Here is a 26459-nt window from a genome sequence, read left to right on the forward strand (position 1 = left end):
TGGCTGTCAATAACCTTATAAATACAGTCAAGTAATGGGGATTTCTAAGACTTTTATCGTAATTGCAATCACTTTTATTTTCGGAGTAATAAATTCTAGCGCTCAGTCTATTGGCTCCAGATTGGTGGCTTTGTCGACTGAAAAACATAAGCCTACAATACCCGTCGATAAAGACAACAACATAGATAGCCTGCTTACCCTCTACTATCAGCAACAACTGTATGATACTACTAATATAGTTACCGATTACGTTGTTGAGGGTGATTCACTTAACTTGGAACTGCCCGACTCGGTATATATCCATCGGCTTCAGAATATTATTTCGCCCATAGAACTTAGCTTTAATGGGGTGGTGAAAAGTTACATCAAGGTATATACGCAAAGGCAAAAGGTGAAGATGGAGGAAATCCTTGGTCTTTCCGATTACTATTTTCCGATGTTTGAGGAGATTCTGGACTCATACAACATGCCACTGGAACTTCGTATGTTAGCTGTTATTGAATCGGCCCTTAATCCAAACGCAGTATCGCGCATGGGTGCTACTGGTTTATGGCAGTTTATGTATGGAACTGGTCGGCAGTATAAACTCGAGGTTAACTCCTTCGTTGATGCACGTAAAGATCCTGTTGCCGCGACCCATGCTGCCTGTCGCTTTTTGGGCGATTTATACAAGATATATGGAGATTGGACACTTGCCATTGCAGCCTATAACTGCGGCCCTGGTAATGTGAATAAAGCAATTCGTCGTTCAGGAGGTAAGCGTGATTATTGGGCTATTTACTACTACTTGCCACGCGAAACTCGTGGATATGTTCCCGCATTTATTGCTGCAACATATGCCTATACTTATTATAAGGAACACCGGTTAGTTCCACAGAATATCGACATGCCATTTGCCGTTGATACCATAATGGTAAATAAAATGATGCATTTTCAGCAGATATCGGAAGTGCTCAATGTTCCCGTAGAGACGCTTAGGCAGTTGAATCCCCAATATAGAAGAGATATTGTTCCGGCTAAGAATAAGGAGTATCGTCTTACCGTTCCTCAGGTGTTGGTGTCCCGATTTGTAGAGAATGAGGATGCTATTTATAACTATAAGGATAGTGTCTTCTTTAGTGCAAAGTTTCTTTCGGTTCCAGGTAATTTTGATCGCGATATTGATAACGTTCCAGGACGTAAGCGAATTACTTATCGCGTAAAGAGTGGGGATAATCTTGGAGCAATTGCCGAGAAGTTTAGTGTTCGGGTTTCCGATCTACGCCAGTGGAACCATGTTCGCGGATCGAATATTCGGGCGGGACAGAAGTTGGTCGTTTTCGTTACCAAGCGGGTGGCTCAGAGTAGTGTGTCTGATTTAAATTGATTATACATTCGATATAAAAGTAAAAGCCCCCGAGTCAACGGGGGCTTTCTTGTTGTTTACATGGATTGCAAGGAGTTACGCCGCAAGCAAAACCTTACAATCTAAGCCAAAAACCTATTTGTAAACCTTGATTCAAAAATAGTAGTGAAAAGTTCCTCATGCAATTGGTCACGGTGGTCATTTTTTTGCTTTTGAGTTAAGGTCTATGCAGGAATATCTACTTTTAATTCATAGTTGCACTTTAATCGTAGACTATCAGTCAGTAGCGTCATCACTCTTGGTCTTATTTATGAGGCTGCATACTCTGATTTGAATTTTTTGAGACTGCCAAAGAATGCTTTTTTAAGGCGTTTTGCTTCCCTTGGGTTCTTAGTCTGAACCAAATTACGAATTCTAAATTGCACAACTTTCCACCAGCGGAAAAACAATTGATTAGTAAGTCTGTTTTAAATAATAAACAGCAAAACTATGAGGTTCTTTTTATCGGTGTTAGTTTTAACGATTTGTTTATCGGCTAGCGCCCAACTAAAAACTGGAAGTAAAGTGAAAGCAAATGATAATGTGGTTCTCAATAAACTTACTCCCGAGGAGGAGTATGTAATTGTAAAGAAGGGTACCGAGCAGCCATTTACTGGCAAGTATTATAAGCATTCCGATAAAGGAATGTATGTATGTCGGCAATGCAATTCGCCCCTATTCCGTTCGGAAGATAAGTTTGATTCCGGCTGCGGATGGCCTTCATTTGATAGCGAAGTGCCAGGTGCTATAAAGCGTGTGGTGGATAAGGATGGCAAGCGAACGGAGATTTTGTGTGCTAAATGCGGGGGACATCTTGGTCATGTCTTTTTTGGGGAAGGTTTCACCCAAAAGAATACGCGCCATTGTGTTAATTCCATTTCCCTAGGATTCAAGAGTGGATCGACAAAGTAACCTAAATCTTGCTATAGGAGTTTGGGTAAAAACCCCTGTCGATCTAGTATTTTGATTGTGAGGTTTTTGTATCATTTCAATGTAGGATGTGTGTAAATAAAAAAACTTCGCCATTACTGACGAAGTTTTTTGGGTGGAAGATGGGTCTCGAACCCACGACTTTCAGAACCACAAACTGACGCTCTAACCAACTGAGCTACAACCACCATGTTTTGCGGTGCAAAGATAGCTACTTTTTGTAAGGTTCCAAATGTTTTTGCTTAATTGTTTCTACTTTCCTTACTATGGTTGATGCTCCAGCTTTTAGTGAGTTCTGTTACAGATTAGTTGGAGATCACTATTAAACTGTTTTCGAAAAAAAATAGCGGGGAAATAGCTTGTCTTATTTCTAATTCATGCGTTAAATTTTACCCTTATTTTCTATTGGTAAATATCTCAATTAGAGTGTGTAGATACCAGTATGTAATGCCTGAGTTTCTACTACGACCAAGGTTGGTTGGCTTTGGCATATTTGACTCCTTGTATAATCTTCTTGTAATTAATCCATAGTTTAGATAGTCCGGCATTGGTTTTATCTTCAGAATCCAGACAGGTAATAGCCTTTTGAGCCATCTTTTGGTTTTGTCGAAATTGCTCTCCTTTACCTGTTGCATCTCCTGATTAACGAAGTTGACATTCATTGGAGTAAAATAGTGCTGCTGTAAAACTTTATCGTAGAGTTTTTTATTGAGTCTAAAATCAAGAGGGGTTTTCTTGAAAAATGCAAGTAGATCGGAATCCCATAGTGGCAGCCTGTATTCTAATCCAAAGTAAGAGTATGCTCTTGTGGAGTTAATAATGAATTTTGCTTGCCTCTCCTTGAAGTTGTAGTTTTCAATAAGGGTAAATGGAAGACCCTCTATTTGGTCAATCAATTGCCTGATTAACTTTTTTTCTTCAACGATTTGCTTCTTCGTTATAGGATTAGTTGTATTGTGATGGTTGAAGATCTCGTTAACTACCTCGGAGCTCGACCAGTTGCTATTTACTGATGGGCAAATGTGGCTGCCAGCAATAAAGTCACCAGAATGTCCGGGAATTATTATGGTTCCTGGTAATAGTAGATCTCTTCGAACGAGTTCCTTAATTGCAAAATAATCTTGCATAAAGGGCATGGAGGTGGCGGCCGACATGTAATGGCAGAATGGAAGAAAGTTTGGGTCTGATGTAAAACCGTCAATCAACGCTTTGCTGTAAAAAACAGGAATCCACTTTACGCCCAGCTGACGGGCAACTTTCTCTGCAACTTTGGCATCGGGATTACCCTCCTTGCCATAGCTAAATGCTACCACGTTTTTGTAGTCGTGCGTTACCAACCAAGTGAGAATAAACCGTGAATCGTAACCTCCGCTTAGGGGGATTGCCACCGGTCGGTTGTTTAGGGTGTTAACCATTCTCGCCATGGCCTGATCGAGGATGCAATGCAGCTGGTTCGTAGCCACGTCGAATGGTACGTCGATGAGCGTTGGGGTTGCGTATGTGTAGTATTCAAAAATGCTTTGCTTATTCTTCGAGATTATAAGTATGCTGAAGGGTGGGACAGGAAAGATTTCCTCGAAAAGCGTCCGGTTTCCGGTCACATAGCCCGTCGACATATAACTTGCAATGCTATCTTCTCGAATTACGTTTGTTTCCTTAATTGAATAGGGATTGTCTGATATTACGGTCTTGTTACCAGTATTTGCATAAAAGAGAGGGAAGGTCCGGCATTTGTCAACAAGAGCAAACTCGCCCCAAGGCAATTCACCCATGGCACAGAAAAGTCCATTTAGCGAGGCGGTGAGGCTTTTCAATGTCTCGGCACTATTCGTATTTTCGAAAAGATGAGCTAAATGCTCTCCCTCAAAGTAGTTTTGACTTTTATCGAATGCATAACCCTTAACAAATACGTTTCCGTAGCAGTGCCATTTGAAGCCATCATTGTTATTTGCCTGAAATATTGCCATGCTTAAAGTATAAGGAGTCTAAGCAATGCTAAAAACAACACCGCTGTAAATAAAAGCGTTAAACTGTTTAGAGCAACGGTGGCGATTTTTGCTCCGGATAGATGCAATGAGTAGTAAGTTATAGCAACCCAGTAGGCAACGCTCGCTATTGCAAATAGAAGAATGGCTACTGTTTGATTGAACCAAATAGCACCGATAAGTAGTGCCGTTATTCTTAGTAGGAGTAAGCCTATATTAAGTTTTAGACTTAGCCGAAGTTTTCCTAGCACAATAAATAAGTTAGATAATGGTGATCCGCAAAGCACAAAAAACAGCCATGGACTTAGCATCTGTGCGTAAACACCCGACATCCTCCAGTTTTCTCCAAAATACCAAGCAAACAGGGAGTCACCAAACACCATGATTATACTAAATGGTATTAATCCTAACTTGAACAAAAACCAGTATGTAGATAGTGCAGTATCGGCGATCGGTTCATCTTGATTTTTTTTCTCAACCGATCGCTGGAAAAAAACTTGACCGATTGTTGCCCCAATAAGCATTATTGGCGCGTTAAGAAATTTATGGGGAAGTGCGTATAATCCGACTGCACTTGCAGTAAAAAAGAACTGCAGGATGTATATAGGCACTTGTATGGAGAGTTCATTAATTACCGCACCTGGCAGCGTAAGCAATGGGTATTTTTTGAATTTCAGGAGGTGTTTTACTGTATCTTCTATTCCTTTGTTGTTTTTCTTTGGCTGCAACTTACTCTTTCTCCATAAGTAGAAAACCGTAATTAACTGGCCGATAATTTGACTGGGGAAAAGGCCCCATGCTTTCTTGGCAAACCCAGATATAACCTGAAGCGTTGACATCCCGGATGCTCTTATAATCTTCCCCCCTGAAATGTCGGTATATTGCCTTTTTCGGTTCAGGTAGAAGTTTTGGATGTTGGATGCTCCTGCTAGGAATGCTTGAAATGGAACTAGAAACCACAGCCAGCTGATTCCAGTAGGTGAATTATGGTTAGCAATTAAGAAAATGGTAAGTAGTAACAGAAAGGAGAATAGAAGGAAAACAAATGAAAGGGCTATGGCTGTTTCGCCAATTTTCTTTGCGTCCTCGTCGTTCTTCTCAACCAACACGCCATATTCGTATGTGCCAGTTGATAGGATAGAAAGAATACCTGCGGTGGATGACAGCAAAACAAAAAAGCCAATGTCAGCTGGTGTATAAAGCCTTGAAATTAATGGGCCAACAAAAAATGGAATAGCCTGAGCTACCGATGTGCCGGATAGTAGTGTGAGAAAGTTCTTGGAAAAACTTTTATCGGGTAGGTGAATGTAAGACCAAAGTCTGGTTGATAGCTTCATTATTTATAACTTCATTCAGAAACATTACATTTGCACGAATCATAGCATTATTGCTATTTTTGTCCTCAAATCTACGAAAATGAATTCTTCTGAGAAATATTTCATCCTGTTAGGTGACCTCATGCGGCAAAAAAACGGACAAGTATCCGAAACAATGCTGGATATGGGTATCATGTATAAAGTAAATTATGGTGTTTCGATAGCCACTATTCGGCAGGCGGCAAAACCATTTGGTCCCGATCACGATCTTGCCGAGATGCTGTTTCAGCACGATTCGCGTGAGGCAAAGATTGCTGCTTCGCTTGTGGAGGATCCAACTAAGGTGACCCGTGAGCAAATGGAAGCCTGGTCGGTCGACTTTATCAACAGCGAGCTGGTGGAGCAGGTGTGCGCTAATCTTTTTCAAAAGGTGGAGTTTGCTCTAGCCAAAAGTTTCGAGTGGTGCCTTGCCGATAATATGTATCTGAAAATGGCGGGCTATCTGCTGGCTGGTTACTCGGCTCGCAACCTAGAATATCGCGATAGTCAGCTGCTTTCCTACCTCGACTGCATCGAGGAAGATGCATCCGATTGCGAAGTTTATCTTCGTAACTCCATTGCCTTTTGCCTTCGTGAGATTGCTCTGCGCAACCTCAACTGTAAAGAGCAGGTCTTTGCTTTTCTGAAAAAGTTTGAGTCGAAAGGTGATGCTTCCTCTTTGTGGATTGCGGAAGAGGTAAAAATGGTGGTAGGGTAGTGCATTAGTCCCAATTCTACGACAGAATAATTAGGTTCGCATTCTTTGCCTCCTTATGTTTTCTTGGAATTTCTGCTCTGTAATCTGCTTCTAGCTTCATTTAACTTTGCAGATTTTCTTTCCATTGATTTTCTTTCTAATTTTGCAAATTAACCATTTAAACGAATACCACTATGGGGCTTTTCGACAAAACATCAAATCCAACAATGCGGGAAGGACTCTATGCTTCCACCAGTCGCGATTTTGCCGGCACTGAGGTTATGACCATCAACGGCACAATTAATAAAACCTTTCTCATGTTGCTGCTCGTTGTTTTGGGTGGCTCTTATACGTGGAAAGTTTTCTCCGAAACCGTAAATCAAGGTGCTGTTATGCCTTGGATGATTGGCGGTGCAATAGGAGGATTAATCGCTGCGCTTATTATTATATTTAGGCCTAAGTCTGCACCCATTGTTGCGCCGATTTATGCCATTCTGGAGGGACTCTTTTTGGGTGCCATTTCGGCATTCTTTAATGCCATGTACCCCGGAATTGCAATCCAAGCGGTGGCACTCACCATCGGAACCCTGCTCATTATGCTTTTTTTATACCGCACTGGAATAATTAAGGTAACCCAAAAGTTCATGGCTGGGGTGATGGCGGCAACCGGAGCAGTAGCGCTTTTCTACATCATCACTATGATTATGGGCATGTTTGGTGCCGACACCTCATTTATGAGTGGCAACAGCAATCTCTCCATAGGGATTAGTGCCGTGGTTGTTGGTATTGCTGCCCTTAATTTAGTTCTCGACTTTCACTTTATTGTGGAGGGATCGAAATCGGGCGCACCAAAGTATATGGAGTGGTATGGCGCTTTTTCACTAATGGTAACCCTTATCTGGCTGTATCTGGAGTTGTTACGCTTACTATCCAAGATTTCGAGCCGTAATTAGATTGATTGGCAATCGGTTGATAAAAATATCTCGAAGCCTTTGGAGTTTTGAGAATAGTAGCTACCTTTGCCGGCCTTAACAGATAGAATTGTTGAGTTAAAATATTACTGAAATGAGAAAAGGTATTCATCCCGAAAACTACAGGATTGTGGCCTTCAAGGACATGTCGAACGACCACGTTTTCCTTACAAAGTCTTGCGTAAACACCAAAGAAACTCTCGAAGTTGATGGTGTAGAGTATCCTGTTGTAAAGCTTGAAATCTCTAACACTTCACATCCATTCTACACTGGTAAAATGACTATGATTGACACTGCAGGTCGTGTTGATAAGTTCATGAACCGATACAAGACTCATATTGACAAGAAGAGCAAGTAAGCAATCTTGAAATAAATTTAAAGCTCCGGTTCTCGGGGCTTTTTTTATATCTTTATATTGCAAAACAAATAGTATACCTATGAGCAATTTAGTTCTTTTCGATAACAGACATATTGATTTGTTGCCGCTTACCTTTACTCGACCAGTTGCCGAAATACGAGTTGGGATATTAACTATTACCCAAAAGTGGGAGCGATTTCTTGGCGCCAGCGCTTCTTACGCTACTCAGGATTATCTTCAACCAAAATTCCCTTTGATCCTAAAAGAGGATAATCTTTTGGTCAGTGGAAATGTTCTTCCTGAGGAGTTGTTAATTACTCAAATTAAGTTACTTGAGGTCGGCGCAGGATTTAAGTGGCAGGGCGAAATCGTATGTGTGAGGTTGAATGAGTTGGATGCTCGTCGGTTCTTGAACGGGGAGGTCGATTTTGTAACTATGCGTAATCTCGATGCGGAACCCATTACGATAAACCGACCATACGATATTTTTAGGTTGAATGGGGTGGCCTTAGAACTCGATTTCAAGCAGGTAACTAAGGGGAGGAAGTCGGGCACTCTTAGTGCCAGCAATCGCGTTGTTGCCCCCGAAAATATATTTGTAGAGGAGGGTGCCATTGTGGAGTGCGCCATAATCAATGCCTCTACAGGCCCGGTATATATTGGCGCTGATGCCGAAATTATGGAAGGGGCAATTGTTCGCGGACCGTTTGCACTGTGTGAGCATTCGGTGCTGAAGATGGGTGCCAAAATTTACGGGCCTACAACCATTGGCCCTTATTCCAAAGTTGGGGGCGAGGTTAGTAATAGCGTGATTTTTGGAATGAGTAATAAGGCTCACGATGGCTTTCTTGGCAATTCTGTCCTCGGGGAGTGGTGTAATCTGGGAGCCGACACCAATAATTCAAACCTTAAAAATAATTATGAGGAGGTGAAACTCTGGAGTTATCGAGAGGATCACTTTGTTAAAACAGGACTTCAGTTTTGTGGGTTAATCATGGGCGACCACTCTAAGTGCGGCATTAATACCATGTTTAATACCGGAACCGTCGTTGGTGTAAGTGCAAATATTTATGGGGACGGTTTTCCCCGCAATTTTATTCCTTCCTTCTCTTGGGGTGGTGCTGCTAGTATGATTGATTACAGAATCGACAAAGCTTTGCAGACAGCCGAGAGGGTTTGGGCTCGTCGTGGCATTGAACTATCTCAGGTGGACCAGGATATCCTACTTCACATCTATAATAACACTCCTAGAAGGAATTAGGCATCTCTATCTTTTTTAGCTTGACAATAAGGCAGGTCAATACGAACCATTGACCACTAACTCCTTTTGGCATGAAGGTTGCCTAGATGCAATACCCCCTTGGTAATGTTGCCTGGGTGACAAGTTGTCGTAACCATCTATCTGCTATGTATAATTTAAAAAACCACGATATTTTGTTTTCGAACGAATTAGATGAAAGTCCAGAGTTTATCCCGGTACTCGCTGAAGAGGACGAGGATATGCTTAACAAGATGTTGGTGCCCGATGTGCTGCCAATTCTTGCTTTACGAAATACCGTTCTTTTTCCGGGTGTAGTAATTCCAATTACCGTAGGCCGCGATAAATCGTTGAAGTTGGTTAAAGAGGTTTATGCTGGCAATAAAATTCTAGGCGCTGTATCGCAAATCAATCCACAGGTTGAAGATCCAAAGGGTAAAGATCTTTTTCAATTTGGAACAGTTGGTACAATCCTTAAGATACTTGAACTTCCTGATGGTTCTCATACCGTTATAATTCAAGGTAATAAGCGATTCGAAATTAAGAGTATGGTTTCGGAGAGTCCGTATTTTAAGGCGGAAATAGCCGTGCTTAACGACGACCTACCGTTTTCGCCTTCCACCGAATTCGATGCCATCGTTGGTTCGATTAAGGATTTGGCCCTACGAATAATTAAGCTCTCTCCCAGTATTCCACCGGAAACAGCTTTTGCCATTAAGAATATTGAGGGCCCTCGGTTTCTTATAAACTATATAAGTTCCAATACCGATCTTTCGCATACCGAGAAGCAGCGGTTGCTGGAATTGAGTGATCTTAAGGCTAGGGGCTATGCTCTCTTGCAGCACCTTACCCGTGAAGTACAGCTTCTAGAGATTAAGAATGATATCCAGCTAAAGGTTAAGCTAGATCTCGATCAGCAGCAGCGCGAATATTTTCTTCAGCAGCAAATAAAAACCATTCAGGATGAGTTGGGCGGAAACCCAACGGAGATGGAGGTTCAGGAACTGCGTGCTCGTGCCAAAAAGAAAAAGTGGGAGAAGGATGTTTTAAAAGTCTTTGAAAAGGAAGTTTCAAAGCTTGAACGCATGAATCCTGCTGCAGGTGAATACTCCGTTCAGCTCAACTATGTGGAGCTGTTGCTGGATTTGCCATGGAATGTAGTCACCAAAGATAATTTCGACTTAAAGCGTGCTGAGAAAGTTCTCGACGACGATCACTTTGGATTGGAAAAGGTAAAGGAGCGTATCATTGAGCACCTAGCCGTGCTTAAGCTTAAGGGGAATTTAAAATCTCCAATTTTATGTCTGTACGGTCCTCCCGGTGTGGGTAAAACTTCGTTGGGTAAGTCTGTTGCTCGCGCCCTTGGACGTAAATATGGCCGTATCTCCTTAGGCGGTTTGCACGATGAGGCTGAAATTCGCGGACACCGAAAAACCTATATTGGAGCCATGCCCGGGCGAATTATTCAGACCATTAAAAAGGTCCAGAGTTCGAATCCCGTGATTATTTTGGACGAGATCGACAAGGTTGGAAAAGATTTTCATGGCGATCCGGCTTCAGCTCTACTGGAAGTTCTCGATCCAGAACAAAACAATAGTTTCCACGATAATTATCTCGACGTAGACTACGACTTGTCGAAAGTGTTGTTTATAACCACCGCGAATAATCCAGCAACCATAAGTTCGGCCCTTCGCGACCGTATGGAAATGATAGAGGTAAGTGGATATATTCTCGAAGAGAAGATTGAGATTGCTAAGCGCCATTTGCTTCCAAAGCAGATGGAAAACCATGGGTTAAAAAAGAACCAGCTGGTATTCGATGCCGGCTCTCTGGAACTCTTGGTCGATAGCTATACTCGGGAATCGGGTGTGCGCTTAATGGATAAACGGATTGCTAAGATTGTTCGTAGCTATGCCCGTAAGGTCGCTTTCGGTGAAAAGTACGATAAGCACGTTAGCAAAGACGACATTAAATCCATTCTTGGAATTGCCGATTACGAGAAGGATAGCTACCAGGGCAACGAATTTGCTGGGGTGGTTACTGGACTTGCTTGGACCGAAGTTGGGGGTGAGATTTTGTATGTAGAAACCAGCCTAAGCAAGGGCAAAGGGGGTTTAACCCTTACTGGTAATCTTGGCGATGTGATGAAGGAGTCAGCCGTAATAGCTATGGAGTATATCAAAGCACATGCTGAGGCACTTCAACTTCCTTCCGATATTTTTGAGCGCTGGAATGTTCACGTTCACGTGCCCGAGGGAGCTATTCCAAAGGATGGACCATCGGCGGGTATCACTATGGCGACTTCGATATCCTCCGGGTTTACTCAGCGTAAAGTGCGTAAGGATGTTGCCATGACCGGCGAAATTACGCTACGTGGTAAGGTTCTACCGGTTGGCGGAATTAAGGAGAAAATACTTGCCGCGAAAAGAGCAGGTATTAAGGAGATTATTCTTTCGGCGGACAACAGAAAGCACATTGAGGATATAAAGGATATTTATCTAAGTGGACTTTCTTTCCACTATGTAAAAACCCTTCAAGAGGTTCTCGATTATGCTTTACTCCCCGAAAAAATTGATAATCCACTGAATATTATCTAAGGTTTTAATGATAAAGGTTGAGCGGGCTGTAAGCGATTACAGCCCGCTTTTTTGCTTGGACATGGTTTGTTAGGGTGTTTGTTTTGGTCATTTTACTTCTGTGATTTAACGCTATAAAGTATTGATGTGTATTGTTTTGAAGGGTCGTGTGGCAGTAAGTAATTCTTCTATTCTTAAGTTATGATAGACTGGATTGCCGTTTCGACTTTTTTCCGTTTCTTCCCTGAACAGAAACTAGAAAAATTCTTACGGATATTCTATGAAGTGCAACTAATTTACATATTTTTGGTGTTGTGTCTTCGATTTGCTACATTTGAAACACGAAATTAAGTTTTAACTATTTGCGGAAGCCGAAAAGCATACGAGTAGGCACCTTAACCTAATTCTATTACTATGAAAGTGAAAGCAGTATTACTAGTGGCCTTTGCGTTTGTTGCAATGAATGTAAATGGGCAAGACCTTAAGTTTGGTGCAAAAGGTGGGTTGAACTTTGCAAATATGGGCAAGGATGCAAATACGGATATGCGCGTTGGTTTCCACGTTGGCGGTTTTGCACAGTACGGAATTAATGAAAGTTTTATGTTGCAGCCAGAAGTGCTTATATCACTTGAGGGTGCAAAGGCTGATATGGGAACTTCAACTGAGAATCTGAATCTGACATGGTTAAATATCCCAATTATGGGTGTTTATAAGATCGGGGCAGTTCAAGGACTAAGCCTAGAGGCTGGTCCTCAACTTGGTTTTTTGATGAGTGCGAAATATGATGGACATGATATTAAAGATGGCTATAAAAGTGTAAATATTTCTTTGAATCTTGGAGCAGGATATGCCGTTAATGAACAAATAGGTGTTGGTTTACGCTACTGCATCGGCCTGTCGGATCTTAATGATACCGGATTTAATAGTGAAGTTAGCCAAAACAACTTCCAACTTAGTGTTGCTTACAAATTCTAATATCATATAATCTTTTGAAACTGCCATGCGCTCGTCGTATGGCAGTTTTCTTTTTTTATTCAGCGCGGGGTTCTCTTTGGTTGTTTCTTTATACTACCTATTCGAAAAGTGTTATCTTTCGGCTCAATAAAACAAAGATCATCATGCAAGAAAGAGTTGCTGTTTTTCCGGGTTCGTTCGATCCGTTTACCGTTGGGCACGAATCCATTGTGCTTCGGTCGTTGAGCATATTTAGCCATGTGGTTATTGCTGTAGGATACAACTCGAGCAAGAAAAGTCTCTTTCCGCTTGAGACTAGGATTCGCATGATAGAAAAGATTTTCGAGGCATACCCAAACGTTACGGTGAGTAGCTATCAGGGATTAACGGTCGATTTTTGCAAGGGCATTAACGCCGGCTACCTCCTTCGTGGGCTTAGGACTGCATCCGATTTTGAATTTGAGCGAGCTATTGCTCAGGTTAATAGGATGATGGATGAGAACCTCGAAACAGTTTTCTTGCTCACATCACCCGAACTTACCCCTGTAAACTCTACAATTGTGCGGGATATCCTTATCCATGGTGGCGATGCAAATATGTTTATTCCGAAGAGCATCAATATTGCCGATTATATGAACGAGTTGAATCGTTCGTAAAATATAACCGCTCAAGGAACGTTTTACCGGTCTAAATCTGATTTACAAGTATGGCGCGATTGTACAAATTCGCTGGACTGCTCTTGCTTTTGCTCGTTGTAAGCATTACCCTTTTTTCTCAGAAAGTTTCGCTCCAGGGTTGTGCTCCTGAATACGATGGGATGGAGATTGTCTTTTATCGCTTTACCGATCGCATTTCGAATTCAACCGCCCAATTGGCAACCGTTAAACTTTCAACAGAAGGGTGCTTTAATACTCGTTTTGTGCTGGAGGAAACCACTCAAGTGTTCGTTGATCTTGGTGCTATTCGTGGTTATTTTTACGCAGAGAAAGGTAAGACCTACCACCTTATTCTTCCTCCCTACACCCCTTTACGTGAGGCCGACCGGTTGAATCCATATTTTAAGCCCGATGAGATTCATCTTGGGGTGGAAGAGTCATCACCCGGAGAGTTGAATTACCTCATTGGAACATTCGATATTGTTTATAATGCCGAATACAACAGCGCCGTAAATAAGGCTTTTGAGCAAAAGAGCCTTGTGGAGGTTGACTCCTTGGTTTTGCGGCTTGATACCCTATACTCCAACTATCACCAGCCGTTCTTTGATGCCTATCGGTTATACCGAATGGGATTTCTTGAACAAATGACCATGCACCGGAAGGCGCGGGCCCTTTCAGATGCTTACTTTCTCAACAAACCGGTGCAGTATGCCAATCCTGCCTACATGGATCTATTTAATAAAGTTTATGACCGCTACTTTGTTTTTTACTCGCGCGCAAGCAGAGGGAAAGAATTAATCGACGCCATTGGTGCCAAGCATAGCTATGCCTTGCTGAAAAAGGTTCTACGCCAAAACGAGGTGCTTTCCAACGATACCTTGATGGAGGCGGTAGTCCTGAAGAGCCTGCACGATGGTTTTTACGACGATAAGTTTTCCCGCTCTTCTTTGCTTATAATATTAGATTCCCTGTACTTCAATACTTCCATTCCCGAGCATAGGGTTATCGCCCAGAATATTCGGGAAAAGGTTACTAAACTATTGCCGGGATTTGTTCCACCAAAGTTTGAACTTTTCGATCTGGCAGGGAATAAGCACAGCCTCGATGAGTATAAAGGGAAATACGTTTATCTGAATTTTGGAACTTCGGCAAGCTATTCCTGCCTTCAGGAATTTAAGAGCATGGTGGCTATAAAAAAGAAGTATGACAAGTATCTCACAATTGTCTCAATCATGTCCGACGAAAGTGAGGCGGAACTGAAAAGTTTTGTGGAGCAAACTGGGTATGACTGGATATTTTTGTACTACAAGAATAAACCGGAGGTAATAACCGATTTTGATGTTCGTGCTTTTCCCTCTTTTTTTGTGATTGCACCCGATGGCCGGATTCTTATTTCTCCTGCAGCGGCACCTTCCGAAAAATTTGAATTGAAATTTTTTGACCTGCTTAAGTCGCGGGGCGACCTATAGTTGCTGGACACCCCTTACGAAGATGTCGAGAAGTGAGTTGTAGGTGTTTGCTAGATATGTGTCTATTTCAATCGGGTTTACCCAGCGAACTTCATGGATATCTTCTTCGAGTTGTGGTGTTGGTGTCTCGGTTCCATTGAACCGCATTAGAAACCAGTACGTTTTCTTGATGGATGGGATTCCATTGAGCTTATAGGTATGGTAGGTTTCTCCAAGTGAGCATTCAATGGAAATGTTTTGTATCCCACATTCCTCCTCTACTTCGCGTAGAGCTGTTTCACTTGGGATTTCGCCTTCCTCTGCTTTACCCTTGGGTAGATCCCATTTTTTGTGCCGGTTTATCAATAGAATTTCGCCTGCCGGGTTTACTACAAAGCCGCCTGCTGCGGTAATTGGCATAAAGTGGAAGTTGAAAACCTTAAAGGTCTCCTTGGGGTTTTCCGAAACAATTACTAGGCAGTGAATACTCGAAGTGTTGTGGAAAAACCTTAATATGCGCGAAATTTCACCATTATCTTGGATGAAATAAAAAAAAGCTTCGTTTAACCCGGCTACTTGAAAGTCTTTACTTACGAACTCAATTGACCTGTGGTTGAAAAAAACTTTATACATTTGCGTTATGAAAAGTATAGAAAAACTGATAGCGCGGGAATTGTTGCAAATTAATGCAATTAAATTAAATCCTGCAAATCCATTTGTGTGGGCCTCGGGTTGGAATTCCCCAATATACTGTGATAATAGAAAGACATTAGCTTATCCTTCTGTAAGAGGTGATATTCGTAATGCATTCTGTAAATTGCTTAAGGAAGAGTTTCCTACTGCTAATGCCATTGCCGGTGTTGCCACTGGAGCAATTGCTCATGGTGTACTTGTTGCCGAGGCGTTGGATATGCCGTTTTCCTATGTTCGATCGGCACCCAAAGGTCATGGCCTTACGAATCTTATTGAGGGTGAGATCAAATTTGGGCAAAAGGTTGTCGTTATAGAGGATCTTATATCTACAGGAGCAAGTAGTTTGGCTGCAGTGGAGGCATTGCGTAATGCCGGTTGCGATGTTTTGGGTATGATGGCCATCTTTACCTATGGATTTCCGCAGGCTCAGTTGGCTTTTGAAAAGGCAGGTTGCAAGCTGGTTACACTCAGCAACTATGAAGTGCTCATTCCCGAAGCCATTGAAATGAACTACGTCGATTCGGCAAGCCTCGAAACTTTGGGCAAGTGGCGCAATAGCCCTGAAACCTGGAATAAATAATAAAATATGGATACATACGAAAGCAAGGTCGTTACGATTGTTCGTAACGATCAGGAGATTTTTGATTTTATCTCAAAGTTTAGCAATTTCACACCTTTCATTCCCTCCGATAAGGTTGATAGCTGGACGGCCACCGAAGATACCTGTCGAATTAAAGTTAAAGGAATTGAAACAGGACTAAAAATCATTGAACGAGAGCCATTCAAAACAATTAAGATTTCCGGAGATGGGGCGCCAATCGATTTTTCCTTGTGGGTTCAGTTAAAGCAGGTTGGTGAGAAGGATACCAAACTTAAACTTACCATCAAGGCCGATCTCAATTTTATGATGAAGGCACTCTTGAAAAACAAACTAACTGAAGGACTAGATGCTATGGCCGATCATATTGCGATGGTGTTTAATAAATCATAGATACTTCGGTTTGATCATGAGGTGAACTAAATGGATGGTGGTTGACCGAGTGTTGTGATATATTAGCGAATTGTTTCACTCTTTGGTGATCCGTTTTGGTTACAATTCATTATAAAAATGCAAGCGGACTTGATTTTAATTCAAGTCCGCTTGCTTTTGTGCTTATAAGCAATAGTTTAGAGAATGTATCCAACCTCTTTAAAGGCATAGGCTGTTTGATTGCCGTTGGCAACTTCCAGTATGAGCTCACCCGATTGCCGTATGTCTGCTATTTTGGCAGTAAATTGTCCTTTGTCAGTCTCGAACAGGTGATAGCCCTCCTTTCGAAAGAGTCTACGCTTGTAGTCGGCGTGAATCTCTTCATACATTTCCGCCTTAATTCTCTCCATTTGTGCAAAGAAGGATCGAACCAAAACTTCCAGTAGTTTTTCTAAATCGTATTCTTTTTTTGTGGCAATATTCATCGATGTTGGATTTGGCAAACTTTCGGGAAAACTTTCTTGGTTAACGTTTATGCCAATGCCTGCAATTGAGTAATCGATGGAACTGCCCATGATGGAGTGCTCGAGCAGTAGACCTCCGATTTTTTTGTCATCGACATAAATGTCGTTTGGCCACTTTATGGCCACTGTGTTGTTCGGGATTAAATCCGATAATACCTCGGCAATTGCAATTGCAGTGGCTTGTGATAATGAGAATTGCCGATTGATGGGGAGGTAATGTGGGTAGATAATTATGCTGAATGTGAGGTTTTTGCCAGGCTCTACAAGCCACTTGTTATCGCGTTGGCCCCGTCCGTTCGATTGTTCCATGGCCCAAATTACTGTTTCTAATTCGGGTCTTTGGGTTGCAACCATTTGGTGCGCAAAACTGTTGGTAGAGTCAATTACCGGGTACTTGAGAAGTTGAATTTGGCTGCTCATGCTTTTCAAACTTTTAAGGTGCAAATGTAAGAAAGGTAAACCACAATGACAGGTTTGGCGCTATGGAATTAAATGCGCACCTGCCAGAAAGGCAATGTTATTAATGAAAAAAAATTACCTTTGCGTTCAGAAATAAGTAGTTTTTGATTTTAGATTTGATGATGAAGAAGACAGTTGACACTGAGGGACTTTTGGCCGCGATTGTAGAAGGAATTCAAAATAAAAAAGGACATGGCGTTGTAGCTCTAGACATGAGAACACTCCATAATGCAGTTTGCTCCTACTATATTATTTGCAATGCTGATTCTGGCATACAAGTTGAAGCAATAGGGCAGTCTATAGAAGAAGTGGTATTGGAAAAATGCGGTGAGAAAGTTTTGCGCACCGATGGATACCAAAATGCCTACTGGGTGGTTTTGGATTACTTCGACATAATGGTTCACGTATTTCGTACCGAGGCACGCGACTTTTATAGACTTGACCAACTCTGGGCTGACGCTAAAACCGAGATATATAAGGATCTCGATTAGCATTGTCTAAAAAAACAAAAGATATTTGATTATGGATAATGAGTTAAACAGCAGCAAATCACCAAAACAGAAATTTAGTATTTACTGGGTTTACGGATTGGTTGCTATTGCCCTTATTGGGATGCAGTTTTTCTTCAGCGCCGGAAGCGCCGTAGAAACCAACTGGCAAGATGTGAAGATGAAAATGCTTGCCAAGGGGGATGTGCAAAAGATTGTATCTGTGCGCAATAAAGGCCGTGTGGATGTTTATCTCAAAGAGAAGAGTATTCCTACATACAAGGACCAACTCTCTAAGGGTGTGTCTCAGGTGCCCAAGGCTGGACCTCACTTCTTTTTTACCATTGGTAATGTAGAAACCTTTGAGAAGAACCTAAGCGAGGCTCAAACTGCAACGCCTGAGGCCGAAAAGATTTATCCCGAGTATATCGAGGAGTCCGACTACTATAGCATACTAGGATGGTTACTGCCATTCCTGTTGATTATTGGTTTTTGGGTATTCATATTTCGTAGGATGAATCGTGGTGCCGGCGGTGGCGGTGGCGGTAATATTTTCAATGTAGGTAAATCGCGAGCTCAACTTTTTGATAAGGAATCAAACGTAAAAATCAACTTCAGCGATGTTGCCGGTCTCGAAGAGGCCAAGGTAGAAATCATGGAGATTGTTGATTTCCTTAAGAATCCAAAAAAATACACCGACCTAGGAGGTAAAATTCCTAAGGGTGCCTTGTTAGTTGGACCTCCGGGTACCGGAAAAACGCTGTTGGCTAAGGCTGTTGCCGGAGAAGCGAATGTGCCATTCTTCTCTCTCAGTGGATCCGATTTCGTTGAAATGTTTGTTGGAGTTGGCGCCTCAAGGGTAAGAGACCTCTTTAAACAGGCAAAAGAAAAATCTCCATGTATAGTATTTATTGACGAGATCGATGCAATTGGTAGAGCGCGTGGTAAAAACGCAAACTTTTCTTCAAACGATGAGCGTGAGAATACCCTCAACCAACTTCTTACCGAGATGGATGGTTTTGGAACGAACAGTGGTGTAATCATTTTGGCCGCAACTAACCGTGCCGATATTCTCGATAGGGCTTTACTTCGTGCCGGTCGTTTCGATAGACAAATACACGTAGAACTTCCCGATTCCAAAGAACGTCTGGAGATATTTAAGGTCCACTTGCGACCACTGAAACTTCCAGCAGTTTTCGATAGTGAGTTCCTTGCAAAGCAGACTCCCGGATTCTCCGGTGCCGATATTGCAAATGTTTGTAATGAAGCAGCGCTTATTGCTGCACGTAAAAATAAAGATGTTGTTGAAAAACAAGATTTTCTCGATGCAGTAGATCGAATTGTCGCTGGTTTAGAGAAGAAGAATAAGATAATATCACTAGAAGAAAAGCGGGTAATTGCTTTCCATGAGGGCGGCCATGCTACTGTTAGCTGGTTGTTGGAACATGCCAACCCACTCCTAAAGGTTACCATTATTCCTCGCGGACGTTCATTGGGCGCAGCATGGTATTTGCCCGAAGAGCGTATGATTACAACCAAGGAGCAACTCTTGGACGAGATGTGCGCAACCCTTGGTGGTCGTGCTTCGGAAGAGGTGGTTTTTGGAAAGGTCTCCACTGGCGCGCTGAACGACCTCGAAAAGGTTACTAAGCAAGCTTATGCCATGGTTACCTATTTTGGTATGAGCGAAAAGGTAGGTAATTTAAGTTTCTATGATTCTTCTGGACAATCAGAGTTTTCGTTTGGTAAACCATACTCGGAAGAAACGGCAAAACTGATTGATGCCGAAGTGAAAGAACTTGTGGCTCGGGAATACGACCGCGCAAAGGTTGTTTTGCGGGAGCATATGGATGGCCTAACTCAGCTGGCCGAGCAGTTGCTTGAGCGAGAGGTTATCTTTAGCGACGACCTTGAGGTTTTGTTTGGTAAGCGAAAAGGGGTTACTCCTCCAGCGTTAGAGCGCGAGCAACCAAGTTTGACAGGTATCGATAACAAGGATAAAGTAATTGAATAATCATGGAAGGTTGGGTTGCTGTTTATTGTTGTGATCAAATTTTTAAGGCCGAATTGGCCCGCCAACATCTTGCCAATAATGACCTTATGGCTATGGTGGTAAATAAGAAGGATTCTTTTTATGTTACCATTGGAGATGTGGAGGTTTATGTGGCTCAAGAAGACGTAGAGATGGCAACCAACCTGTTAAAAGATTTTTAAATTGAAGCTTAGCAACTTTGTAATTCGAGCAATTAGCGGGATTGTCTTCGCAGTTTTGGTAATCGGGAGCGTTTACCTCGGACAGATAACCTTTGCATTACTAATGGGGGCCATATTGGTTGGCTCCCTTTTTGAGTTTTATCGCCTTTCGTTAAAAGTGCGGGTAAGACCCCAAATGTTCCTTGGTGTAGCGTTAGGTTTGTTGCTGTTTCTATGCACCTATTTGCATGCCAGTGGTAGCGTCGATTTGCCTATAATGTTTTATGCCTTCATCCCTCTGAGTATGGGGGTTTTTGTTGTGGAGATGTATAGGAACCACAGTCGACCATTTACCAATATAGCCTATACCTTACTTGGCATTGTATATATTGCTGGTCCCTTATCCTTAATGAACTATATTGCGTTTACACCTTCTATTGGTGGCGCAACTTATGATTTTGGGTTAGTGCTTGGTTTTTTTCTGTTGCTTTGGGCCAATGATACCGGTGCCTATTTGGTGGGGATGTCCATTGGAAAGCATCGCCTATTTCCTCGTATTTCTCCAAAGAAATCGTGGGAAGGTTTCTTTGGCGGTATAGCTATTGCGATGGGAATGGGAGCATTACTCTCGCAGTTATTCACCGATTTGCCCATTCACGTATGGTTGGTTATGGCCCTAATTGTATCGGTAGCTGGTGTGTTTGGCGATTTAATAGAATCGATGTATAAACGGAGCCTTCAGGTTAAGGATTCTGGCAATATTATGCCGGGTCATGGTGGTTTTCTTGATCGATTTGATGCGGTATTTTTTGCATCTCCAATAGTTTTTGTTTATTTGCAGTTGATAGTTGTTTAACCATTAAGAAAAAATAGATGCGCATACATAAGGAAGGGTTTGGTATTATTCGAGGATTGTTGATTGGGTTGCTTGTAGCCAACCTTTTGTTCTTCTATTTCTTACCCGTATACGTTTTTGGCTTTCTTGCCTTCGTTTCATTGTTCCTCTTAGTTTTTACTTTACGGTTTTTCAGAGTGCCTGTTCGCGTTGTTCAGCATGAGGAGGGAATGCTGCTTTCTCCTTGCGATGGCACCGTTGTCGTAATTGAAGAGGTTGTTGAAAATGAATTCTTTAAGGAACCACGCATTCAGGTTTCTATCTTTATGTCGGTTTGGAATGTACATATCAACTGGTTCTCGTTTAAAGGAACTGTTGAGTATTTTCGTCACCATCAAGGAAAGTATCTGGTTGCTTGGCATCCTAAATCGTCGGAGCTTAACGAGCGCACCAGTGTTGTAGTTCGTCACTCAAATGGTACTGCTATCCTTTTTCGCCAAATTGCTGGATATGTAGCCCGCCGTATTATTTGTTATGCTAAGGAGGGAACTCCGGTTAATGCCGGTGAGCAAATGGGATTCATTAAGTTTGGCTCAAGGGTAGACATATTTCTGCCTCTCGATGCCAAGATTGAGGTGTCCTTGAACCAAAAGGTTGTTGGAACCCAAACCAATATTGCAAGGTTTAAATAACCTTCGAACGACACCACACAAAAAATGAGGAATATGTTTTGGCATATTCCTCATTTTTTTGTGATACGATTCTGTTAATTATAAGAAGAACATCGTAACTCCAGCTAGCGAAATTGCGGCACCAATAAGTTCTACTAGGTTGAATTTCTCCTTGAAGATGAGAACCGAGGCCGGAATGATAAGGATTGGTACAATCGACATAATGGTAGACGCAATACCCGTTGTTGTATGTTGAATGGCAAGAAGTGAAAAGGAAACACCAAGGAAGGGTCCAAAGAATGCTCCTAGGGTAATGAACAGCATGGCTCTTTTGTTTTTTACCGATTCCACGGTTTCATTTAACCTGCGAAGAAATATGAATATAAGCGTGAAGCCTACGATTCCGGTTAGAACTCGTATTTGGGAAGCGGCAAATGGATTATAATCTCCCATTCCTAACTTGCTTAGAACAAGTCCACCACCTTGCCCAACTGCGCCTCCAAATGCGAGTAGTAAACCTGCCAAAGGATACTTGAATCGCAGCTTTTTCATCTTCTCCCCATTTTCGTTTAATGGTCGTTTTAAAACCACGATACAGATACCCGAAAATGTAAGCATTAGGGCAAGGAATTGCTTCCCACTCATGGTTTCTCCAAGAACAAACCATCCAATAATAGCAGCCACAAAGGGTGCCAATGCCATAATGAGCATCGAAATTCTAGCGCCAATTACAACATAGGCCTGAAATAGTAGAAGATCACCAAGGACAAATCCAACGATTCCGGAAATTGAGAGCCAAAACCATTGCTCTGCCGTAGCGTCGATGGGAAAAGGTAAGCCTCTTACCGCAAAGTTGTAAAGCGTAAGGAAGGTAAATGCAATCACTAGTCGTATCAGGTTTACTGAAAGCGATCCAACCTTTTTGCCGGCAATTTCGAATGAGATGGCGGTTATGGTCCAGAAAAAGGCTGTTGCTAATGCTGCAATTTCGCCAATATGGGTTGTGGGCATACAATTCTAGGTTTTGTTTGATTTAGTGAATTAAAAAAGTTTACCTTTGATTACTGAGAACTTTGTTGGTTTAAAGCATAAAGGATTTAGTTATGAACAAGCTGGCTCGATATGTAATTGGCATTACTTTAACTGCGGTTATATGCTTTCTTGTTTGGTATTTCCAGGGAATTGTTGCCTATATTCTTATCTCTGCTGTACTGTCATTAATTGGTAAGCCTTTGGTCGATTTATTGGGAAAAGTTCCTATCTATCGGTGGCGAATTCCTCGGGCTTTAAGCGCCGCTGTTACTCTTATGCTTTTGTGGTTTGTTATAGTATTGTTTTTCAGGATATTTATACCGCTTGTAGCCAACCAAGCTACCCAACTTTCGAGTGTGAATATACCAATGCTTGTGGAAACATTTAGCAAGCCTATTGCCGGAGTTGAGCGATTCATTCAAGAAAATATTCCCGCGGCTTCGAGCGGTTTTTCTGTGGACGTTCTTATTGAGCAGCGGATAAGTTCAGTTTTGAATGTTGCCATGCTCACGAATCTCTTTTCTAGTATAGCTTCTATGCTGGGGAACTTGTTTGTGGCGGCTTTTTCAATCTCCTTTATTACGTTCTTCTTTCTAAAGGATGATAAGCTGTTTTTTGAGGGATTGTTGCTCGTCTTTCCCGAAAAGTATGAAGAAAATGTAACTCGTGCCTTAGATTCGATTAAGAATCTTCTTACTCGATATTTTATTGGTATCGTGCTTGATGTGTTGTGCATAATTACGCTGGTTACCGTGGGGCATACCATTGTGGGCATACCTTTTACGCAAGCATTGGTGATTGGACTCCTTGCCGGTGTGCTAAATGTAATACCTTACGTTGGGCCTATCTTAGCCGCTTTATTAGGCATTTTGATAGGTGTGGCCACAAACTTGGAAACACACAGTTCTACGCAATTGGTACACTTGGCCATTTCGATGGGCATTGTTTACATTGTTGTGGATGCAATTGATGCCTTTTTCTTTCAGCCATTTATTTACTCTAGTAGTGTAAATGCACACCCGCTAGAGATTTTTTTAGTTATTTTAGTGGCGGGAAGTGTCGCTGGAATAGCCGGAATGCTATTGGCTATCCCTTTTTATACTGTACTACGGGTGTTTGCCAAAGAATTTTTTTATAATTTTAGAGTTGTAAAAAAACTGACGGGCCGGTTTAGTTGATTCGTCAAGAAAATATATGGTTACCATTTAATTAAAGTTTCGATGGATAAAAGAATAGTGTTTACCTACATATTTTTGCTCATAGTGGTGGGGGCCAAATCGCAAACTGCCAACTTTAATGTTAAGCAGATTGGTTTAAGTGTTGACTGTAAGCCCATAATTGAATTTTCTGTAATTGCCCCTGTCGTTTCATCAACTTATGCTTGGGATTTTGGTGATGGGAATATGGGCACAGGGACTACGGTCACTAATACTTATGTTGCAAAAGGTGCCTATAATGTTACTGCTGTTGTCGATGGTGATGTTGCTAACCAGTTAACGGAATCTATTAAGCCGTGGGAAATGATTATTTCTGCCACGCGCGATAATACTACTTTCGGCCTGTCTACATACGCTTACCGCATTGGATGTCCAATACTTGCTTCCCCAAGTGGTTATACCTTTAACTGGTCAGTTGATGATGTTCCTTTAGTTCCTGCAATTACCGATTCGGAATTTGCCTATACCTTTCCCGCGGCAGGAGGTTACAAAGTAAATGTAATAGTTACTTCAACGGCCCCTCCAGGATGCACGTTCTCATCAGATAAAAGTGTCGTGGTTGAAGATTCTCTTTCGGTACCAAACGTTTTCTCGCCCGATGGAGATGGAGTAAATGATGTTTGGTCTATTGTTAGTAATGGTAAGGATAAGTTGTCGGTGAAGATTTATAGTAGGGCTGGTGCGTTGGTTTATGAAGAGCATGCCGCAGTGGTTCGATGGGATGGAAAAACACTATTTGGACAAGAACTGATTGACGGTGTGTACTACTATGTAGTCGATCGCGATGACAAGGTTTTGGCGCCTCAAAAGGGATTTCTATATCTATTTAGGGGGAAATAAATTATTTTACTTGAAACGATTCAAGAAACATCATAAGAGATTCCTGCAACGGGATCTCTTTTTTTATGGACTCCGGAAGTGAATTGCTCACTTCGGAGGCTGCCGGTTGGAAGTGGTGGGCCACGAAAACAACCTCTAGTTCAGGGATGCTTTCCATAATTATGTCGGCGGCCTCTCTTAGCATTGTGTTGCCATCCACAAGATTGTAGGTTCCACAATCCAACTTTTCGGAAATAATAGCATCGCAGGCACCAATGATAGAACCCATGTGTGTGTAAGGGAATTGGTTGTTCCCGTTGCCGATAATTTGAACCCTGTTGAGTAGGATGGCGTCAGCAACCATATTGTTTAAAGGCGATTCGGTATCTTGGTTTGGGCTTTTTCCAACAACCTCTCCAATGCGTAAAATTGTGGCTCGTTTTCGGGCTATTAAGCGCTCAATCTCCTCTTCGGCACGACCAAGTGATGAGGCAAATGCTGATATGTGTTGGGATTGAGAAATGTTATCGGCTTGAGTTGTGTAGCCAATAACATCGGTGGTGGAGAGGTAGATTAAGCGGATTATCTTTTTCTCCTCAAGGATTCCAACTAATTCTGCGGTACCCCAGTGGTTTACTTGTTCATAGTGGTGAATGTCCTTGTCTGCAGTATTGTAAGTGGATCCAACTCCTGCCGCATGAATAACTAGATCGATACCCGAAAGGGCTTTTCGAAGCTTAAAGTTGTCGAGAATGTCGGCCTTGAATGTTTGAAGTTTCTTACGATTAATACCAGCGTCAAGCAAACCATTTGCGCCCTTCGAGAAGTTGTCGTAGGCAATAACCGTTGAAATGGAGAGCTGGTTGGTGTAGTAGCGACAGAGTTCACTTCCAATATATCCTGCTGCGCCGGTAATTAAAATCTTCATTATACTATTGGTTGTTGGGTTTGATAATTAATTCGGTATTTATGCCACACTCGGTTTTGTTTAAACCCGCCCATCGTCCTGAACGTTCAAGGTCATTGAGGTTGGGCTTGTGTGTGCAAGGTTCGCAGCCTATGCTACTGTATCCTAGTGGGTCGAGTGGATGCCGGGGTAGGTTGTATTCTTTTATGTAGCTGTAGATGTCTTGCTTTGTCCAGTTGAGCATTGGGTGATAGCGAACAACGTTGTGTGGTGCAGGCTGTTCTTGGCTCATGGCACTGCGCTCGGCTGTTTGGTCGGCTCGGATGCCATTAATCCAAATATCGAATTGTGGCAATAGCAATTCTAGTGGAAGTACCTTATTGATATGGCAGCAATAGTCCGGATCGCTGGCAAAGAGTAATTGTCCATCGACATCTTTTTGCTGGTATTTGGCAGTAGCGGGCTTTAGGTCGATAACGGTGAGTCCAAACTCCTCTGCAACTTGATCTTTATACTCTATGGTTTTTGGGAAAAGATATCCTGTGTTGAGGAAGTAAACTGGGATAGACTTATCTATCCTGCTAATGATATGCAGTAGCGCTATACTATGGGTTTGAAATGAAGAAGTGGTGAAAATCCGCTTTCCATCCAGCCGATAGCTTTCAATTTTAGTCGATATTTGGCTAATGTCTATAGTCATAGTGGGCAAATGTACAAATAGTATCTTAAGTTTTGGCTCTATTCAGTGATAATGTTGTTGCAAAAATTTGCTTATCTTAGTGGAAAGTCTCTATGATATGACAATAATTGAACAAATCCGAGAACTCGCAAAACAGTTGACAGAACAAGAGCGCGTTACGGTAATGCGGGAGCTGAAAAATACGGATGCATCACTTACGGCTCAGCTGGGGGAGGCGAAAGTCTGCCCCCACTGCTCGAGCAGCATGATCATTAAGCACAGCATGTTCAATGGGAGGCAGCGCTCCAAGTGCAAAACGTGCGGCAAGACCTTTACTATGCTTACCGGAACGCCCATACACGGGTTGAAAAAGGTTTCACTTTGGCAGGATTACTGCACG

General features: G+C 42.2%; 26 protein-coding genes, 1 tRNA gene and 1 pseudogene. 20 read left to right on the top strand and 8 right to left on the bottom strand.

Features of this window, described 5'->3' with window-relative positions:
* The first annotated feature begins 34 nt into the window (after positions 1-34).
* Positions 35-1366, top strand: coding sequence for a lytic transglycosylase domain-containing protein (locus tag BLS65_RS09170; RefSeq protein ID WP_092438196.1), 1332 nt, complete (start codon positions 35-37; stop codon positions 1364-1366).
* Positions 1367-1834: 468 nt separating this feature from the next.
* Positions 1835-2275: pseudogene (locus tag BLS65_RS09175) on the top strand (methionine-R-sulfoxide reductase); the annotation flags it as partial.
* A gap of 152 nt (positions 2276-2427) precedes the next feature.
* Here the strand turns inward: BLS65_RS09175 and BLS65_RS09180 are convergent.
* The 3 genes from BLS65_RS09180 to BLS65_RS09190 form a co-directional block, all read right to left on the bottom strand.
* Positions 2428-2503: transfer RNA gene (locus tag BLS65_RS09180), tRNA-His, on the bottom strand.
* Between the two features lie 206 nt (positions 2504-2709).
* Positions 2710-4281 carry an asparagine synthase C-terminal domain-containing protein gene (locus BLS65_RS09185; protein WP_092438200.1) on the bottom strand — a complete coding sequence of 524 codons (1572 nt, stop codon included), beginning with the start codon at positions 4279-4281 and terminating at the stop codon, positions 2710-2712.
* Positions 4282-4283: 2 nt separating this feature from the next.
* Positions 4284-5636 carry a lipopolysaccharide biosynthesis protein gene (locus BLS65_RS09190; protein ID WP_092438202.1) on the bottom strand — a complete coding sequence of 451 codons (1353 nt, stop codon included), beginning with the start codon at positions 5634-5636 and terminating at the stop codon, positions 4284-4286.
* Between the two features lie 79 nt (positions 5637-5715).
* Between BLS65_RS09190 and BLS65_RS09195 the strand changes: the two genes are divergently transcribed.
* The 8 genes from BLS65_RS09195 to BLS65_RS09230 all read left to right on the top strand — a co-directional run bounded on the left by BLS65_RS09195 (position 5716) and on the right by BLS65_RS09230 (position 14593).
* On the top strand, positions 5716-6372 hold the full coding sequence (locus tag BLS65_RS09195; protein ID WP_092438204.1) for a DNA alkylation repair protein: 657 nt from the start codon (positions 5716-5718) through the stop codon (positions 6370-6372).
* A gap of 173 nt (positions 6373-6545) precedes the next feature.
* On the top strand, positions 6546-7304 hold the full coding sequence (locus tag BLS65_RS09200) for a Bax inhibitor-1/YccA family protein (RefSeq protein ID WP_170830059.1): 759 nt from the start codon (positions 6546-6548) through the stop codon (positions 7302-7304).
* A 112-nt stretch (positions 7305-7416) separates the two neighbouring features.
* Positions 7417-7680, top strand: coding sequence for a type B 50S ribosomal protein L31 (locus BLS65_RS09205; protein WP_092438206.1), 264 nt, complete (start codon positions 7417-7419; stop codon positions 7678-7680).
* 79 nt (positions 7681-7759) lie between these two features.
* Positions 7760-8941 (top strand): GlmU family protein, encoded by a 1182-nt coding sequence (locus BLS65_RS09210; protein ID WP_092438209.1) that lies wholly within the window; start codon positions 7760-7762, stop codon positions 8939-8941.
* A gap of 146 nt (positions 8942-9087) precedes the next feature.
* Positions 9088-11535: an endopeptidase La gene (lon, locus tag BLS65_RS09215; RefSeq protein WP_092438211.1), complete on the top strand. Its 2448-nt coding sequence runs from the start codon at positions 9088-9090 to the stop codon at positions 11533-11535.
* A gap of 393 nt (positions 11536-11928) precedes the next feature.
* Positions 11929-12489 carry a porin family protein gene (locus tag BLS65_RS09220; RefSeq protein ID WP_092438213.1) on the top strand — a complete coding sequence of 187 codons (561 nt, stop codon included), beginning with the start codon at positions 11929-11931 and terminating at the stop codon, positions 12487-12489.
* A 143-nt stretch (positions 12490-12632) separates the two neighbouring features.
* Positions 12633-13124, top strand: a complete 492-nt coding sequence (gene coaD / locus BLS65_RS09225) for a pantetheine-phosphate adenylyltransferase (RefSeq protein WP_092438247.1) — start codon at positions 12633-12635, stop codon at positions 13122-13124.
* 50 nt (positions 13125-13174) lie between these two features.
* Entirely contained in the window at positions 13175-14593 is a 1419-nt protein-coding gene (locus tag BLS65_RS09230) for a TlpA family protein disulfide reductase (protein ID WP_092438215.1), read from the top strand.
* Here the strand turns inward: BLS65_RS09230 and BLS65_RS09235 are convergent.
* Positions 14588-15205, bottom strand: a complete 618-nt coding sequence (locus tag BLS65_RS09235; protein WP_092438217.1) for an NUDIX hydrolase — start codon at positions 15203-15205, stop codon at positions 14588-14590. The two genes, BLS65_RS09230 and BLS65_RS09235, sit on opposite strands and share 6 nt — an antisense overlap.
* 7 nt (positions 15206-15212) lie before the next feature.
* On the opposite strand from BLS65_RS09235, the gene pyrE reads away from it, so the two are divergent.
* Entirely contained in the window at positions 15213-15845 is a 633-nt protein-coding gene (gene pyrE / locus BLS65_RS09240) for an orotate phosphoribosyltransferase (RefSeq protein WP_092438219.1), read from the top strand.
* Positions 15846-15851: 6 nt separating this feature from the next.
* Positions 15852-16256 (top strand): hypothetical protein, encoded by a 405-nt coding sequence (locus tag BLS65_RS09245; protein WP_092438221.1) that lies wholly within the window; start codon positions 15852-15854, stop codon positions 16254-16256.
* 176 nt (positions 16257-16432) lie between these two features.
* Here BLS65_RS09245 and BLS65_RS09250 read toward each other — a convergent pair whose 3' ends face one another.
* A complete protein-coding gene (locus BLS65_RS09250) occupies positions 16433-17179 on the bottom strand; it encodes a biotin--[acetyl-CoA-carboxylase] ligase (protein WP_092438223.1) in 747 nt (248 codons plus the stop codon).
* 158 nt (positions 17180-17337) lie between these two features.
* Here BLS65_RS09250 and rsfS point away from each other — a divergent pair, with 158 nt between their 5' ends.
* Genes rsfS through BLS65_RS09275 form a run of 5 tightly spaced genes read left to right on the top strand, consistent with a single transcriptional unit; the run spans position 17338 to position 21426 of the window.
* On the top strand, positions 17338-17709 hold the full coding sequence (gene rsfS / locus BLS65_RS09255; RefSeq protein WP_244500682.1) for a ribosome silencing factor: 372 nt from the start codon (positions 17338-17340) through the stop codon (positions 17707-17709).
* Between the two features lie 31 nt (positions 17710-17740).
* The gene (gene ftsH / locus BLS65_RS09260) at positions 17741-19720 is read left to right on the top strand and encodes an ATP-dependent zinc metalloprotease FtsH (protein ID WP_092438225.1); all 1980 of its coding nucleotides are present in this window, start codon (positions 17741-17743) and stop codon (positions 19718-19720) included.
* Between the two features lie 2 nt (positions 19721-19722).
* Positions 19723-19920: a putative signal transducing protein gene (locus BLS65_RS09265; protein WP_092438227.1), complete on the top strand. Its 198-nt coding sequence runs from the start codon at positions 19723-19725 to the stop codon at positions 19918-19920.
* A 1-nt stretch (position 19921) separates the two neighbouring features.
* A complete protein-coding gene (locus BLS65_RS09270; protein WP_170830060.1) occupies positions 19922-20755 on the top strand; it encodes a phosphatidate cytidylyltransferase in 834 nt (277 codons plus the stop codon).
* A 17-nt stretch (positions 20756-20772) separates the two neighbouring features.
* On the top strand, positions 20773-21426 hold the full coding sequence (locus BLS65_RS09275; RefSeq protein WP_092438233.1) for a phosphatidylserine decarboxylase family protein: 654 nt from the start codon (positions 20773-20775) through the stop codon (positions 21424-21426).
* Between the two features lie 78 nt (positions 21427-21504).
* On the opposite strand, the gene BLS65_RS09280 is transcribed toward BLS65_RS09275, so the two are convergent.
* A complete protein-coding gene (locus BLS65_RS09280; RefSeq protein ID WP_092438235.1) occupies positions 21505-22416 on the bottom strand; it encodes a DMT family transporter in 912 nt (303 codons plus the stop codon).
* 92 nt (positions 22417-22508) lie between these two features.
* Between BLS65_RS09280 and BLS65_RS09285 the strand changes: the two genes are divergently transcribed.
* Complete coding sequence (locus BLS65_RS09285) at positions 22509-23615, top strand: AI-2E family transporter (protein ID WP_092438237.1); 1107 nt, start codon at positions 22509-22511, stop codon at positions 23613-23615.
* Between the two features lie 42 nt (positions 23616-23657).
* Complete coding sequence (locus tag BLS65_RS09290) at positions 23658-24494, top strand: T9SS type B sorting domain-containing protein (RefSeq protein WP_092438239.1); 837 nt, start codon at positions 23658-23660, stop codon at positions 24492-24494.
* 1 nt (position 24495) lies between these two features.
* On the opposite strand, the gene BLS65_RS09295 is transcribed toward BLS65_RS09290, so the two are convergent.
* Together BLS65_RS09295 and BLS65_RS09300 are read right to left on the bottom strand one after the other, a co-directional pair.
* Positions 24496-25401, bottom strand: coding sequence for an NAD-dependent epimerase/dehydratase family protein (locus BLS65_RS09295; protein WP_092438241.1), 906 nt, complete (start codon positions 25399-25401; stop codon positions 24496-24498).
* A 4-nt stretch (positions 25402-25405) separates the two neighbouring features.
* Positions 25406-26080, bottom strand: a complete 675-nt coding sequence (locus tag BLS65_RS09300; RefSeq protein WP_092438243.1) for a phosphoadenylyl-sulfate reductase — start codon at positions 26078-26080, stop codon at positions 25406-25408.
* A 97-nt stretch (positions 26081-26177) separates the two neighbouring features.
* Between BLS65_RS09300 and BLS65_RS09305 the strand changes: the two genes are divergently transcribed.
* A partial coding sequence (locus tag BLS65_RS09305) for an IS1 family transposase (protein ID WP_139180961.1) occupies positions 26178-26459 on the top strand: 282 nt, incomplete at its 3' end.

Source organism: Williamwhitmania taraxaci (assembly GCF_900096565.1).
GTDB classification, from domain to species: Bacteria; Bacteroidota; Bacteroidia; order Bacteroidales; family Williamwhitmaniaceae; genus Williamwhitmania; species Williamwhitmania taraxaci.